This window comes from Bradyrhizobium manausense, assembly GCF_018130615.1.
Taxonomy (GTDB): domain Bacteria; phylum Pseudomonadota; class Alphaproteobacteria; order Rhizobiales; family Xanthobacteraceae; genus Bradyrhizobium; species Bradyrhizobium manausense_A.
Genome location: NZ_JAFCKB010000001.1, coordinates 664,782 through 679,929, shown reverse-complemented (window position 1 = coordinate 679,929; position 15,148 = coordinate 664,782). Strand labels below are relative to the sequence as shown.

Sequence of the window (15,148 nt, the reverse complement as noted above, 5' to 3'; positions counted from 1 at the left end):
GACCTCCCATCGCTCAAACGGCCGAAAACAACCCCATGCACAGTAGAACGGGCGTTGAAATCGTTGAAGAATTCTGTCCAGACCATCACGTCCTCCGCTGCGGATCGACGATGTCGCGAAGGCCGTCGCCGAGGAGGTTGAAGCAGAACACGGCGATCATCAGCGCGAGGCCGGGGAACAGTGCGATCCACCATTCGCCGGACACCATGAAGCCAGCGCCTTCAGCGACCATGATGCCCCATTCGGCGGTCGGCGGCCGGACGCCGAGGCCGATGAAGGACAGGCCCGCGGCATTCAAAATGGCGTAGCCCATGGTCAGCGACATCTGCACGATCATGATCGGCATGATGTTCGGCAGGATGTGCACCAGCAGGATACGGAATTCGCCGTTGCCGGACAGGCGCGCGGCCTGCACGAAGCCGGCGTTGCGACGCACGTTCGCCTCGGCACGCGCGACGCGGGCGTAGAGCGGGAAGTTCACGATGGCGGTGGCCAGAATGATGTTCTGCACGGTGTTGCCAAGCGCGGCGACGATGCCCATCGCCAGCACGAACAGCGGAAAGGCCATGATGGTGTCGGCGATGCGGCCGACGATGCGGTCGGTCCAGCCGCCGAAATAGCCGGCCGCGATGCCGGCAAGGCCGCCCATCAGGAACACCAGCACGACGGACGCAACCGCGATGAACGTATCGAGCCGCGTCGCCACCACAACGCGGCTAAAAATATCGCGGCCGAGCTGGTCAGTGCCGAACCAGTGCGCGGCTGACGGCGGCTTCAACGCAGCGGCTGTATCTGACGCCAGCGGATCGTACGGCACCACATAGGGACCGAAGACCGCGGCAAGGAGAATGACGATCAGCAGAGCGAAGGAAAAGCCCGTGACCTTGTTCTCGCTCAGAACATAGCGGGTCTGTTCGAGGATCGCGGTCAGTCCCGACGTTCGCGCGGGACCGACGGGTTCAACGGCAGGCGCAACGGAGCTCATGGCTTAGCCCTCCAACCGCACGCGTGGATCGATCACGCCGTACAAAATGTCGATCACGAGATTGAGCAGCACGTACATCACCGCCATGGTGAGAACAAAACCCTGCACCGGCGCGAAGTCCGACGAGATCAGCGCTTCCACCGCATAGGAGCCAATGCCGGGCCAGGCGAACACTTTTTCGACCAGCACGTTGGCGCCTAACAGGAACGAGAACACCATGCTGAGCGTGGTGATGACAGGCAGCATCGCATTGCGAAACGCATAGGTGACGATGACGGTCGTCGGCGACAGCCCGCTGGCGCGGGCGGTGCGGACGAATTCGCTTGCCAGCACTGCCAGCATCGAGGCGCGTGTCATGCGCGCGATCGGCGCCAGCGAGAAGATCGCCAGCGTCGTCGCCGGCAGGATGAGCTGGCTCAGCGCCGAACGAAACGCTTCGACATCGCGCGCGATCAGCGTGTCGATCAGATAGAAACCTGTCACCGTCGGCGGCGCGCTGTAGAACACGTCGAGACGCCCGAGCGGCGCAGGCGACCAGCCGAGCCGGAAATAGAAGACATAGACCAGCACGAGGCCGGTGAAGAACACCGGCAGCGAGACGCCCGCTGTTGTCGTGATGCGACAAAGATGGTCGACCCATGATCCCGGTCGCGTTGCCGCCAGCACGCCAAGCGGAATGGCGATGACGATCGAGACGATCAGGCCTAGCAGCGTCAGCTCGGCCGAGGCCGGCAGGCGGTTACGAATTTCGGCCGCGACTGGCTGGCCTGTCGTCAGTGAGTTGCCGAAATCGCCCTGCGCGAGATCGTTGGTGTAGCGGAAGAACTGCTCGATCAGCGGCTTGTCGAGGCCGAGCTTCTTGCGGATCTGCTCGACCGCTTCCTTTGTTGCGGCGGGCCCGGCGAAATACGCCGCGGGATCACCCGGCAGCGCGCGCGTCAGCAGGAAGGTGACGATGACGACGCCGATGAGCGAGGGAATCGCGAACACCAGGCGCTTGCCGATCATGGTGAGCATTGGATGCTCCTGATGTGGAATTGAAGTAGCGCCCCACGCTCCGCTGCGTTCCCTCCCCCCTTGTGGGGGAGGGCTAGGGAGGGGGGTGGCTCCGGGAGGGGTCTGAGTTCGTGGCCATCCCTCTCCGCAACCCTCCCCCACAAGGGGGGAGGGAGCCTGAAGAGCATGCTCACCTCACCCACGCCCCTCACCCCTTCGCCATTGCGCGATAGTCGAGCCTGCGATGGAACCAGTATTGGTAGCCTGAGATGTTCTTCTGCATCGCGACGTTGACGAAGGGCTGGTACAGCGGGATGCGCGGGATGTCGGCGTAGGCGAGATCGACAAAACCTTTCACGTCGGTGTCGTAGGCCGCCATGTCGCCTGCCGCGGCGGCAGTGCGCGCGCCGTCGATCAGCTTGTCCATCTCCGCCGACTTGTAGCTCATGGTGTTGAAGACGGAATTGTTGCCGTGATAGCACCAGTAGAAGAAGTACTCGGGGTAATCGAGCCAGCCCGAGAACACGTTGGTGAAGAGCGGCATCTCCTTCTTGTTCAATTCGGTGCGCCAGTTGGCGCCGGGCACCTTGTTGATGGTGGTCTTGATGCCGATCTGGGCGAGACTCTCCTGCACCAGCACGCAGAGCGGCTCGTTGACGCCGGCGAAGTTGAGATCGAACGAGATCGTGGTCTCGAAGCCGCCCGCGAGGCCGGCTTCCGCCATCAGCGCCTTCGCCTTCTCCATGTCGGTGTTGTATTTGTGCGGCTGCGGCCAAACGACCTCGGTCGGCTTGTCCTTCGGCGCGCCGAACATCGGGTTCGCCAAACCGAACATCACGGCGTCCATGATCTTCTGATAGGGCAGCGCGTAGGCCACGGCCTGACGCACCTTCGGATTGTCGAACGGCGGCTTGGTGACGTTCATGCCGATATATTGGATGCCGTTGGAGAACGGCAGCGACACCACGTTGAGCTTGCCGTTCGCCTTCATCTCCTGGAAATCCTTGTTCGGGAGTTCGTAGGAAATGTCGGCGTCGCCGCGCTCCAAAAGCGCGCGGCGGTTGCCGGCCTGCGGCACCATGCGCCAGATCACGCGCTTGATCTTCGGCAGCGGACCGCAGACCCAGTCGTCGTTGCGCTCCATGATGACTTCGGTGCCGGCGGTCCACTTCGTCACCTTGTAGGCGCCGGAGCCCGCGGTCTGCTGCTTGGTGAATTCCAGGCCCCATGGGTCTTTCTCGCTGGAATTCTTCTTCACCAGCTCGGAGTTGACGATGCAGGGCACGATGACGGCGAGATCGGGAATCGTCAGCCTGTCCTTCTTCAGGAAGTCGATGCGCACGGTATAGTCGTCGATCACGACGAACTGCTCCGGCTTTGTGAGAGAGCCCGCGCTCATCTGGAAGGTCGGAAAGCCGCCGACGTTGACGGCGCGATCGAGCGACCACTTCACATCCTTGGCGGTCACGGGCGTGCCGTCGTGGAACTTGGCGTTCTTGCGCAGCTTGAAGGTGACCGACATGTCGTCGATCTTGAATTCCTCGGCGAGCTCGCCCTTGAACTTGTCGCGGTCGTAATAGGGCACGCCGCCGGGACCGCTCTTCATCTCGTGGCTGATCAGCCGGTCGTAGCAATTCCAGGACACCTCATAGCCGGGCACGTTGGTGCCGACGCCGTGGATGTCGAGATTGTTGGGCCCGCCTTCCGAGACGATCAGCAGCGTCTCCGAGCGCGCGTCGGCATAGGCGGACGAGATCACCTGCGGCATCGCCGGAAGTGCCGCGCCGGCGGCCAATCCGGACACGGATTTGAGGAAATCGCGACGCTTCATGAGCCTGCTCCAACTCGAAAGTTTCTGGTTGGAACAGGATTCGCAAGGTTCGTGCCAAGGGTTAAGGAAAGTTTACTTCCGACCTAATGCATTGATACCTTGAATAGATTTGGAATTTGGCAGAACGGAGCGAGCACCCAGGCCTCTAGCATTGCATACAAACATGTTCGTTTGCCTTTAAAGTGAGCAGCTCTTTTCGTCGGCTTATTTGATAGGCGGCCATCGGCGCTCCGCTTCGCTAGGCTTGTCCAGGACGACAGGTGAAAATCACTCCGCCCAGATCAGCTCCTGCAAATCGACCAGATCCCTCGCCCTGTCCTGCCAGCCCTCGATGCAGATATGGCTTTTGAGGTCGCTGGCTTGATGCAGCAGCATCAGGGCCATCAGGCGCCGCTTGAGCGTGTAGTCTGGCTTCTCATAGCCAAAGCCTTCGAGCAGGTTGCGCACCCTCCCCGGCCGGCCCGCCGCCATGAAGGCGCTGGGGCCGAGTAGATCGTAATCGCGCCAGCCCGCGCGGACGTCACCGAAGTCGAACAGGCCGGCGAGCGACCATTGATCGTCGTGGCAGGCGAGCAAGAAGTTCTCCGGAATGTATTCGCCGATCAGGATCACCGGCGGCGCGTCCATCGGGATCAGCGTCGCTGCGTCACGCAGGAGATCGTCGAGGCCTTCAAGGAATTTCGGCGAAAGTCCGAGACGCGTATGCCGGTTCCGGCAGCCCTGCATCTGCGCGTGGATGAACGCGTCCCAGCGCGGCTCGATGTCGGCGAGCGGGCCGAGCGGCGCGCGCTGCACGGCGGCAATGGTCTCGCCGATCTGGCGCAGCACGCGTTCCTTCTGCACTTCAGGGAGCTGCGGCCAGACCTCCGAGCCGAGCGTGCCGGCGAGGCGCGTGATGACGAGATAGGGCCAGCCGTCGCGCATCCCCTCCGCGACGATCTCGGGGATCGGCAGATCAAGCCGGCCCGCCAGCTGCATCAGCGAGCCGCGCTCGGAGATGAATTGCGCACGCAATAGCGGCGGGAAGATTTTCAGGATCAGCTTGTCAGTGAAGCCGACCACGAGATTGGTGCCGGTCGAGAACACATGCGGCGCGCTGGTTTCGATGCCGTGGCTGCGCGCGATGTCGCGCGCGATCGGCAGCCATTGCGGCGGATCGGAGCGCCAGGCGCGAAAGGCATTCGCGTCGGCGAAAGCCGGCAACTGCTGCGATGGAGCGGTGGTCATTCGCTTTCACTTATCAGGTTTGGTCGATTCAGTGCGAGCCAAGAACGCGGTGCACCTCTCCCGCTTGCGGGGGAGGTCCGCGCGAAGCGCCGGGTGGGGGCTCTCTCCTCTTGGGGATTGTCCCATTGCGGAGACACCCTCTCCCCAGCCCTCCCCCGCAAGCGGGGGAGGGAGCGCACCCCGCTCTCGGCTGCGGCCTGATCCAATCGCAAATCACTACCGCTCCGGGCTGGCGCGCTCGAACTGGCGCAGCAGCTTGTTGCCGCGCTCGACGGCGGCATCGAGCGCGGCTTGCGCGCTCTTCTGGCCCGCGAAGGCCTGCTCGAGCTCCTCCTCGATCGTGCCGCGAATCAGATTGAAGGAGCCGAGCCGGATGCCCTTCGAATTCCCGGTCGGCGGATGCAGCGTGATCTCCTCATACGAGATCGCCGAGCCCGGATTGCGCTCGTAAAAACCTTGCGCGCGCGTCAACTCGAAGGAAGCACGGGTGATCGGCAGATAGCCGGTGTTCTGATGCCAGGCGGCCTGCACGCCGGGCTGCGACAGATAGGCGAAGAACCGCGCCACGCCCTTGTATTCCTCGCGCGGCCGGTCGCGCAGCACCCACAGCGTGGCGCCGCCGATGATGGAATTCTGCGGCGCGCCCGCAACGTCGGGCCAGTACGGCATCATGCCGTAACCGATCTCGAATTTCGAATTGGCCGTGATGTCGGCGCGCGTCGCCGAGGAGCCGATGAAGATGCCGCATTCGCCGCGCTGGAAGCGCGGCTCGGCCGCCTGGCCGCGGCCGCTATAGTCGAACAGCTTCGTCTTTTGCCATTCGGCGAGCTGGGCGACATGCTTGACGACGACCGGGTTGTTGATGGTCAGCTCGGCATCGAGCCCGGCAAAGCCGTTGGCGCGCGTGGCCAGCGGCAGATTGTGAAACGCCGAAAAATTCTCGACATGGATCCAGGACGGCCATGACGTGGTGAAGCCGCAGACGGCGCCGCGCTCGCGCAGGCGCTTTGCGGCGGCGCCGAGCTCGGGCCATGTCTTCGGCGGCGTCTCGGGATCGAGCCCGGCGTCGCGGAACATGGTCTTGTTGTAATAGAGAATCGGCGTCGAGGAGTTGAACGGGAACGAGAGCAGATTGCCGGCAGCGTCGGTGTAATAGCCGGAGACTGCCGGAAGGTAGTCGGTGCGCGAGAACGGCTCGCCCATGTCGCGCATCATGCTGTAGACCGGATAGATCGCGCCCTTGGCCGCGGTCATGGTGGCGGTGGCGACCTCGTTGACCTGCACGATCGCGGGCTGGCTGCGCGAGCGGAAGGCGAAGATCGCGGCCGTCACCGTCTCGGTGTAATTGCCCTTGTAGCTCGGCACGATGCGGTAATCGGACTGCGACGCGTTGAAGTCGGAGGCGAGCTTTTCGAGCTGCTTGCCGAGCTCGCCCGACATGGCGTGCCACCACGCGATGTCGGTCGTGGCACGCGCCTCGCAGCTCAACGCGAAGACCAGAGTGGCGGCGGCGACCTGCAAAAGGCGCAATGCTGAAGTCACGATGGCGCGTCCCGGATCAAGCGGCAAAAGGCGACCGCACCCTGCTTAAGGCGGGCCCTTCGCGGTTTCAACCGGGAATGATGAACGGCCGCGCCGCACAATTGCACCGCGGGTGGCGTGGGATGGCCTTCCCTTTATCATCTGCTGGAGCCCCCGCTCTGATCGGGCCGGGCCTCCAGATTCCTGGTTTGACGCGTTTTCTTTACGCGAACCGGTATCCACTTCGCTTGAAAACGCTTTAGATTGCATTGAACCTTTTGGTCCCGCCATAGACTCCATCACCGAGGGGTTGAGTGTGCCAGTGCTAAACCGTGCCGAACTCTCGCGGACCGGAGTGATTTTCGTCGCGCTTCTACTCGCCATTTGCGCGACGGGAGCTGCTGCGCGCGAATTCCGCGCCGCCGACACCCAGACCGAGGACTACCCGACCGTCCAGGCGCTGCGCTACATGGGCGCGCTGATCGCCGAGCGCACCGGCCGCAGGCACGAGATCAAAGTGTTTCACTCCCGCCAGCTCGGCGAGGAGAAGGAGACGATCGAGCAGACTCGCGCCGGCGCGATCGACCTCAACCGGACCAACGTGGCGCTGATCGGCAATTTCGTCCCGGCGATGAACGTGCTCGCCATGCCGTTCCTGTTCCGGTCCATCGAGCACATGCAGAAGGTGCTGGACGGGCCGATCGGCAACGAGATCCTCGACAGCTTCGAGCCCTACGGCTTCGTCGGACTCGCCTTCTACGATTCCGGGGCACGCTCGATCTACAATTCCGTCCGTCCGGTGAAGAGCCTTGCCGACCTCAGGGGATTGCGGATCCGGGTGCAGCAATCGGAGTTGATGAGTCAGATGATCCGCTCGCTCGGCGCCGAGCCCGTCGAGTTGCCCTATGGGCAGGTGCTCACGGGGCTGGCGACCCATCTGATCGACGGCGCGGAAAACAACTGGCCATCCTTCGTGACGACAGACCATTACAAATATGCGGGCTATTACACCCTCACCGAGCACACGATGAGCCCGGAGGTCCTGGTGATCTCGCTCAAGGCCTGGCGCAGCCTGACGACTGAGGACCAGGCCATCTTCCGGGAGGCCGCGCGACGCTCCAGCCTGTTCATGCGCGAGAAGTGGCGTGACCTCGAAGAGCAGTCGCAGCACAAGGCGGAGGAAGGGGGCATCACTGTCGTCAGGGATATCGACCGCAAGCCGTTCGAGGACGCGATGGCGCCGATCTACACCAAGGCTGCGCAGGATCCCGCCGCGGCGGCGCTGATCGAACGCATCCGCAAGGTGGAGTGAGTCCATTTGATCGTGCCCGGACCCAGCGAGATCGCGGAGCGGCCGCCCGGCCCGATCGGGCGGATGCGCGCGCGGCTCGTGGGCGTGCTGCGGGCGGTGCCGATCCGCTGGCGCATCCTGTCGATCGCGGCGCTGAACTCCGCGGTGGTGATCGTGCTGGTCGCGATGATCTGGAACGGCGCGCAGGTGCTGGGATCGGCCTGGGACGACGTGCGCCAGGTGCGCGAATCCGACCGGATCCTGGCGCTGCTCGAAAGCGAGACCGGGCGGCTGCAGAACCTGATTCACCGCTACATCAACCAGCCGAGCCCGGACCTGTTCGCCGAGATCCTGCTGCTGCGCGAAGCCGTGCTGGGCACCCTGACCGACCGCGCCGCCAAGGACCCGATGCTGGCGGGCTCGGTCGAGGAGCTGGAGCGCACGACCGACCGCTTCCTCAACGGCTTTGGCGAGCTGCGCACCGTGCAGGCCACCATCGCCAAGACCTATGAGGAGCAGGTGCAGGGCCCGGCCAGGGACATGGCGGGCCTGTACTCCATCATCGAGGGCGCCACCGGCCATCGCGACGCGCTGATCTGGCCCTCGCTCGGCAAGTCGCGCGAGGCCTTTACCGCGATGCTGGTCGCGGCCAATTCCTACTATCTGTCGCAGTCGGTCGCTGCGGCTGACGACGCGCGCCGCCACACCGAGACGATCGAGAAGACCATCCCCGTGATGATCGATCTCGCCGACAACGATCTCCAGAAGATGGCGCTGCAAAAGCTCGGGGCCCGCACCATGGCGCTGCGCGAAGGCTTTGCAAAGCTCAGCGAGCAGCTGACCAGCCGCACCGAGCTCCTGCGCAACACCATCGACGCCAGCCAGGCCGAGGCGATCGGGGCCATCGACGATCTCTCGACCAAGATGCGCCAGCGCGAGCAGAAGGCGCAGGAGACCTTCGACCGCACGCTGGCGGCGATTTCGCGTCGTGTTCTCTCCATCGCGGTGATTTTCCTCGGCATCATCCTCTCCGCCGGCGTGCTGATCGCGCTGTCGATCCGGCTGCCGCTGCAGCAGATCATGGCGGCGATGCGCGCGATCACGCTCGGCGATCTCGGCCGCGAGGTGCAGGGCACCAGGGCACGCGACGAGGTCGGCGCGATGGCCCGCGCGGTGGAAGTGTTCCGCGAGAACGCGATCGCGAAGCGCGAGACCGAGGACGAGCTGCGCGCGTCGAAGGAAAAGGCCGAGAGCGCGCTGCTCGAGCTCAACACGGCGCAGCAGAACCTGATCGACGCCGAACGGCTCGCAGCCCTCGGCGGCCTCGTCGCCGGCGTCGCACACGAGGTCAACAACCCGATCGGCATCAGCCTGACGGTGGCCTCGAGCTTTGCGAGGCGCAGCGAGATCTTCGAGGCCCAGCTCAGGGGCGATGGGGGCTTGCGCCGCTCGCAGCTGGACGAGTTCGTGCAGTCCTCGCGCGACGCCTCGCAACAGCTGGTCGCCAACCTCACCCGCGCCGGCGAGCTGATCCAGTCGTTCAAGCAGGTCGCGGTCGACCGCTCCCATGCCGAGCGGCGGCAGTTCTCATTGAGCGAAGCCACCGACCAGATCATCGCGAGCTTGCGGCCCGTGCTGAAGCGGTCGCCGATCACGCTCCAGGTCGACGTGCCCGAGGGGCTCCTGCTCGACGGCTATCCCGGCTCCTACGGCCAGATCCTGACCAACCTCTTCCTCAACGCCGCCAACCACGCCTTCGCCGATGGCCGCGCCGGCACCATCACGATCTCGGCCCGGCCGCGCGGGGCCGACGACATCGAGATCATCTTTGCCGATGACGGGGCCGGCATGACCCCCGACGTGCAGCGCCAGGCCTTTGACCCATTCTTTACCACCCGGCGCAATGAAGGTGGTACGGGACTCGGCTTGCATATCGTCTATAACCTTGTCACCCAGCAGCTCGGCGGGCGGATGATGCTGGAATCCAAGCTGGGACAAGGTACTACTTTTCGGATTATCATGCCGCGGATCGCCAAGGGCGGCGCGCAAAGCGCAGAAAGTGACGGGACTTCTCAATGGCCGAACAGGACGATGTCCTCCACCTGATCGACGACACCGGTACCGCGTCGGAGGATATGGACGCCCGGAAATGGAAGATCGCCGTCATCGACGACGATCCGGCCGTGCATGACGGCACGCGCTTCGCGCTGTCCGACTACAGCCTCAACGGCCAGAGCCTGGAGATCCTCTCCGCCCATTCCGCGGCCGAAGGCCGCAAGCTGATGGCGGAGCACCACGACATCGCCGCCGTTCTGCTCGACGTCATCATGGAGACCGACGTCGCCGGGCTGGAGCTCGTCGAATACATCCGCAACGTGCTCAAGAACGAGACCGTGCGCATCATCCTGCGCACCGGCCAGCCCGGCCAGGCGCCGGAGCGGCGCGTGATCGTGCAGTACGACATCAACGACTACAAGGCCAAGACCGAGCTCACCGCCGACAAGCTGTTCACCTCGCTGACCGCGGCGCTGCGCTCCTATCAGCAGCTCGAGCGCATGGTGCAGACCAGGCGCGGGCTCGAGATCATCATCGATGCGGCTTCGACGCTGTACGATTTCAAGTCGATGCAGCGGCTCGCCGAGGGCGTGCTGACCCAGCTCGCCTCGCTGCTCAATGTCGACTGCGCCGGCATCCTGGTGTTGCGCGACAATGGCGGCGTCGATCCCGAGCTCTCGGTGCTCGCCGGCAGCGGCTGCTACAGCCGCTTCATCGGCACGACCTCGTCGAAGGCGCTCGACCCCGATCTGCGCCAGCTGGTGGAGGACGCCTTCCAGCGCCGCAAGAACGAATTCGCCGACCATCGCAGCGTGATCTACCTGCGCACCGGATCCGGCCGCGAGGTCGTGGTGCTGCTGCAATCCGAGCGCGACCTTTCGGAGACCGACCGCTCGCTGGTCGAGATCTTCTCCTCCAGGCTGTCGATCGCGTTCGACAACGTGATCCTCTACCAGCAGCTCCAGGACGCCAACACCCAGCTGGAAGACCGTGTCGCCCAGCGCACCCGCGCGCTGATGCAGGCCAACCGCCGCCTCTCGGCACAATGGCTGCGGCTGCAGCGCGCCAACGGCTTCAAGAACGAGATTCTGGGCACGGTCGCGCACGATCTGAAGAACCCGCTCGGCGTCATCCTCGGCCGTACCGAGATGCTGAAGGAGCTGATCTCGACCGGCGCCTCGTCAAACGGCGTAGTCGCCCAGGTCGATCACATCCGCGATGCCACCAAGCGCCTGACCACGATGGTCGACCATCTGATCTCGGACGCGATGGCCGATGCGTTCGACATCACCATCCGCCGCGAGCCGGTCGACGTCGCAGCGCTGGTGAAGGAGGTCGCCGAGGCCAACCAGCCGCTCGCGGTCAACAAGCAGCAGGCGATCAGCGTCAGCGCGCCGGCCAACATCGTCACCATGTGCGACACCGACCGGATTCGCGAGGCGATCGACAACCTCATCAGCAACGCCATCAAATACTCGCCGATATCCGGCAAGATCACCGTCGCGGTCACCCATGAGGCCAACGACACCATCATCCGCGTCAGCGACGAGGGTGCCGGCCTGTCGCCGGAGGATCTCGGCCGCCTGTTCGGCCGGTTCCAGCGACTGTCGGCAAAACCGACTGCGGGCGAGAGCTCGACGGGGCTTGGGTTGTCCATCGTCAAGCGTATTATCGACATGCATGGCGGCGAGGTAACCGCCGACAGCGACGGACCGGGCAAGGGCTCGACCTTCACCATCACCCTGCCCGCGACCGACGTGCCGTGATTTGAGTATCGAGATCTCCAAGATTCCGAAGTGACATGACACAAAGCCAGCACATCATGATCGTCGACGACGAGGCCCCGGCCCGGGAGATGGTCGGCGATTACCTCAAGATGCACGGCTTCACCGTGACGCTGTGCGACGGCGGCAAGTCGCTCCGCACCGCGATCGACGGCAGCATGCCCGACCTCGTCGTGCTCGACCTCAACATGCCCGAGGAAGACGGCCTTTCGATCATCCGAGACCTCAAGAGCCGCATCAACGTTCCCGTCATCATGCTCACGGCGACCGCGAGCCCGATCGACCGCGTCGTCGGCCTCGAGCTCGGCGCCGACGATTACGTGGCAAAGCCCTGCGAGCTGCGCGAGCTGATGGCGCGTATCCGCTCCGTGCTACGGCGAAGCGCGCCGGTGAAAGCCGCCGCCTCTGACGCAGCGCCTGGGAAATCGGACAAGGATCAATTGGTGCGCTTCGGCACCAAATGGCTCGACCTGGAAGCCCAGGCCCTGCGCGACGACGAAGGCAACGAGCATCCGCTGACGGCCTCCGAGTTCGGCCTGCTCAAGGTGTTCGCGGCCAATCCGAAACGCGTGCTGTCGCGCGAGCGCCTGCTGGAATTGGCCAATGCGCGCGATGCCGAAGCTTTCGACCGCGCCGTCGACCTGCGCATCATGCGCATCCGCCGCAAGATCGAGCCCGACCCGACCAAGCCTGCCGTGATCCGCACCATCCGCGGCGGCGGCTACCTGTTCTCGCCGGCCGGCGAGAAGGCCTAGGCGGGCGGCGCCCACGCCGTCATCCCGGACAAGCGAAGCGCGGATCCGGGATCCATAACCACAGGAAAACGTTGCGGCGCGAAGCCGGTCACTCCGGGTCTTCGCCCAAGCACGTCCCGTGGTGATGGGTCCCGGGCTCGCGCTACGCGCGCCCGGGGACGACGGCAGTGGGTGTGGCGCGAGCGAACGCAAGTCCCGGAAATTGGTTCCTGCTACGCCAAATCCGCACTCCCGTATTTTCCGCACATTGAAATTACTAGCTTTTTTGTCCCGAATGTTTCGTCGCACGTGCCCCGACGAAACAATTTAACCGCCGACGAAACCATTTTCCCCTTTTCGTGCAGACATCCCGAAACGTTGGCTCATTAACACTTTGGTCCAAGGAAACGCCGCTCGGTTGCGGCGCACCGGGGAGCCAAGTCAATGCGGAACGTCATCGCCATCAACGCCCAGGCCAGTCAGAGCATCATTGCCGCTCAGGCGACTTCGGACGACATGCTCCTGGAAAGCATTGCCGACGGCAATCGGACGTCCATGCACATCCTCTATTGCCGGCACAATGTGCGGGTCTACCGCTTCATCCTGCGCATCGTGCGCGATGCCACCACCGCGGAAGACCTGGTCAGCCAGGTGTTTCTGGACGTGTGGCGGACCGCCGGCCAGTTCCAGGGCCGCTCGCAGGTCTCGACCTGGCTGCTCTCGATCGCCCGCTTCAAGGCGCTGACCGCGATGCGCCAACGCCGCTTCGAGGACATCGATCAGGAAGACGTGCGCGAGATTCCGGATGGATCCGATACGCCCGAGGCGTCGCTCGACCGCAGCGACACCAGCGCCATCCTGCGCGCCTGCGTCGCCAAGCTGTCGCCCGCGCATCGCGAGATCATCACCCTCGTCTACTACCATGAGAAGTCGGTGGAGGAGGTCGGGCGGATCATCGGCATCCCCCAGAGCACGGTGAAGACCCGGATGTTCTATGCCCGCAAGCAGCTCGCCGATTTGCTTAAGGGTTGCGGCGTCGACCGTTTCGCGGCCTAAGGCCAATGATTTCAATGGGATAGGCCCGAGTTTTCGGCCCCATCCCGGGACACGAAAGCGTTACCGCCGACGAAACAAATGAAACAAAGCACAACATCAGGCGGAAAAACTTCGTCCCTATAAAGCTCTCATACGGTTTTAGTTAAACCTCCCAAGAACCTCCAACGACCCGGACGGGATGCCCCCCTCCGGGTCGTTTTGTATTTGGGGGGCACAGATTCCGCCTTCGCCAAGAGGCTTCGGCGGACAAGAGCGGGGCAGGGAGCGCACCGTTGTTGCGGTTGGCGATCTCCCCGTCACGAGCGCGTGACACCGCGTAACGAGCGGCACACCCATCCCGAACTGCTCTCGTGACCTCCTTCACGAGTGCCCCATGCTCGAACTTCTCTTCGCTCTGCTCGCCGGCATCCTCACCATCGCCGCCCCCTGTACGCTGCCGATGCTGCCGATCCTGCTCGGCGCCTCGATCGGGCGCACGTCGCATCTGCGGCCCGCGATGATCGCGCTCGGCTTCGTGGTCTCCTTTTCCGCGGTGGCGCTGCTGCTTGGCGCACTGACGAGGCTGTTCGATTTCGATCCGAATGTGCTGCGCGAGGCAGCGGCGATCCTGCTGCTCGGCTTTGGTCTGTTGATGCTTTGGCCGGCGCCGTTCGAGTGGCTGTCGATTCGACTCAATGGCTGGCTTGATCCCGGCGCGGCCGGCGGCGTGCAACGCGAGGGCGCGCTCGGCGGCCTCGTGCTCGGCACCACGCTCGGCCTCGTCTGGACGCCTTGCGCCGGGCCGGTGCTCGGCTCGATCCTGACGCTGGTCGCGACGTCCCGGAATCTCGCCTGGGCCGGCACACTGCTCGTTGCCTACGCCATCGGCGCGGCCATCCCGATGCTGGCGATCGCCTATGGCGGCCAGGCCGCGACCACGCGCGTGCGCAGCCTCGCCCGCATCTCGCCGCGCCTGCAGCAGGGTTTTGGCGTGGTCGTGATCGCCTTCGCCGTTGCCGCCTACTTCCAATACGACACGCTGATCGTGGCGTGGCTCACCGGCTTCTACCCCACCGGCCAGATCGGCCTGTGATCGCATCCCTCTTCACGGAGAACATGACCATGACTTTCAAGCTGCTCGTCGTCTCCACCGCACTGGTCGGCTTCGCCGTGACCGGCGCCGTCATCCCCGGCATCTGCGATGAGGCGACGCCGGCCGTGCCGGTCAAGGTTGCGGCCGCGCAGGCAGTGACCGCGCCCGACTTCGCCGGCATCAGCAACTGGTTCAACTCGAAACCGCTCACCATCGCCGACCTCCGCGGCAAGGTCGTGCTGGTCGACTTCTGGACCTATGGCTGCGTCAACTGCGTCAACACGCTGCCGCACGTCACCGACCTCTACGCCAAGTACAGGGACAAGGGCCTCGTCGTGGTCGGCGTGCACACGCCGGAATTCCCGTTCGAGCGCTCCGCGTCCAACGTCCAGGCCGCGCTGAAGCGCCACGGCATCACCTATCCGGTGGCACAGGACAATGAGTCCAAGACCTGGAACGCCTACCGCAACCAATATTGGCCGGCGCAATACATCATCGACCAGAGCGGCAAGATCGTGTTCCAGCATGAAGGCGAAGGCCGCTACGACGAGATCGACCGCACGGTGGCGAAGCTGCTGAACGCAAACAGCTGACGC

Annotated in this window: 12 protein-coding genes; 7 read left to right on the top strand and 5 right to left on the bottom strand. The window is 64.2% G+C overall.

Going from position 1 to position 15,148, the window contains the following annotated elements; all coding sequences use genetic code 11:
* Positions 1-85: 85 nt before the first annotated feature.
* The 5 genes from JQ587_RS03150 to ugpB form a co-directional block, all read right to left on the bottom strand.
* Complete coding sequence (locus JQ587_RS03150; protein ID WP_212303377.1) at positions 86-985, bottom strand: ABC transporter permease; 900 nt, start codon at positions 983-985, stop codon at positions 86-88.
* Positions 986-988: 3 nt separating this feature from the next.
* Positions 989-2,002 (bottom strand): ABC transporter permease, encoded by a 1,014-nt coding sequence (locus JQ587_RS03145; protein ID WP_212303376.1) that lies wholly within the window; start codon positions 2,000-2,002, stop codon positions 989-991.
* A 187-nt stretch (positions 2,003-2,189) separates the two neighbouring features.
* On the bottom strand, positions 2,190-3,812 hold the full coding sequence (locus JQ587_RS03140) for an ABC transporter substrate-binding protein (RefSeq protein ID WP_212303375.1): 1,623 nt from the start codon (positions 3,810-3,812) through the stop codon (positions 2,190-2,192).
* A gap of 267 nt (positions 3,813-4,079) precedes the next feature.
* Positions 4,080-5,039 (bottom strand): aminoglycoside phosphotransferase family protein, encoded by a 960-nt coding sequence (locus JQ587_RS03135; protein WP_212303374.1) that lies wholly within the window; start codon positions 5,037-5,039, stop codon positions 4,080-4,082.
* A 216-nt stretch (positions 5,040-5,255) separates the two neighbouring features.
* Positions 5,256-6,581 (bottom strand): sn-glycerol-3-phosphate ABC transporter substrate-binding protein UgpB, encoded by a 1,326-nt coding sequence (ugpB, locus tag JQ587_RS03130; RefSeq protein WP_433995281.1) that lies wholly within the window; start codon positions 6,579-6,581, stop codon positions 5,256-5,258.
* A gap of 295 nt (positions 6,582-6,876) precedes the next feature.
* Here ugpB and JQ587_RS03125 point away from each other — a divergent pair, with 295 nt between their 5' ends.
* From JQ587_RS03125 to JQ587_RS03095, 7 genes are all read left to right on the top strand, one after another.
* A complete protein-coding gene (locus JQ587_RS03125) occupies positions 6,877-7,872 on the top strand; it encodes a TRAP transporter substrate-binding protein (RefSeq protein WP_212303373.1) in 996 nt (331 codons plus the stop codon).
* 63 nt (positions 7,873-7,935) lie between these two features.
* Entirely contained in the window at positions 7,936-9,957 is a 2,022-nt protein-coding gene (locus JQ587_RS03120; RefSeq protein WP_212303416.1) for a sensor histidine kinase, read from the top strand.
* Positions 9,927-11,672, top strand: coding sequence for an ATP-binding response regulator (locus tag JQ587_RS03115; RefSeq protein WP_212303372.1), 1,746 nt, complete (start codon positions 9,927-9,929; stop codon positions 11,670-11,672). Before JQ587_RS03120 ends, JQ587_RS03115 begins: the two co-directional genes overlap by 31 nt.
* Positions 11,673-11,707: 35 nt before the next feature.
* The gene (locus JQ587_RS03110; protein ID WP_212424379.1) at positions 11,708-12,445 is read left to right on the top strand and encodes a response regulator; all 738 of its coding nucleotides are present in this window, start codon (positions 11,708-11,710) and stop codon (positions 12,443-12,445) included.
* Between the two features lie 423 nt (positions 12,446-12,868).
* Positions 12,869-13,480, top strand: a complete 612-nt coding sequence (locus JQ587_RS03105) for a sigma-70 family RNA polymerase sigma factor (RefSeq protein WP_212303370.1) — start codon at positions 12,869-12,871, stop codon at positions 13,478-13,480.
* Between the two features lie 373 nt (positions 13,481-13,853).
* Positions 13,854-14,552, top strand: coding sequence for a cytochrome c biogenesis CcdA family protein (locus JQ587_RS03100; protein WP_212424378.1), 699 nt, complete (start codon positions 13,854-13,856; stop codon positions 14,550-14,552).
* A 29-nt stretch (positions 14,553-14,581) separates the two neighbouring features.
* Entirely contained in the window at positions 14,582-15,145 is a 564-nt protein-coding gene (locus tag JQ587_RS03095) for a thioredoxin family protein (RefSeq protein WP_212303368.1), read from the top strand.
* Positions 15,146-15,148 lie beyond the last annotated feature (3 nt).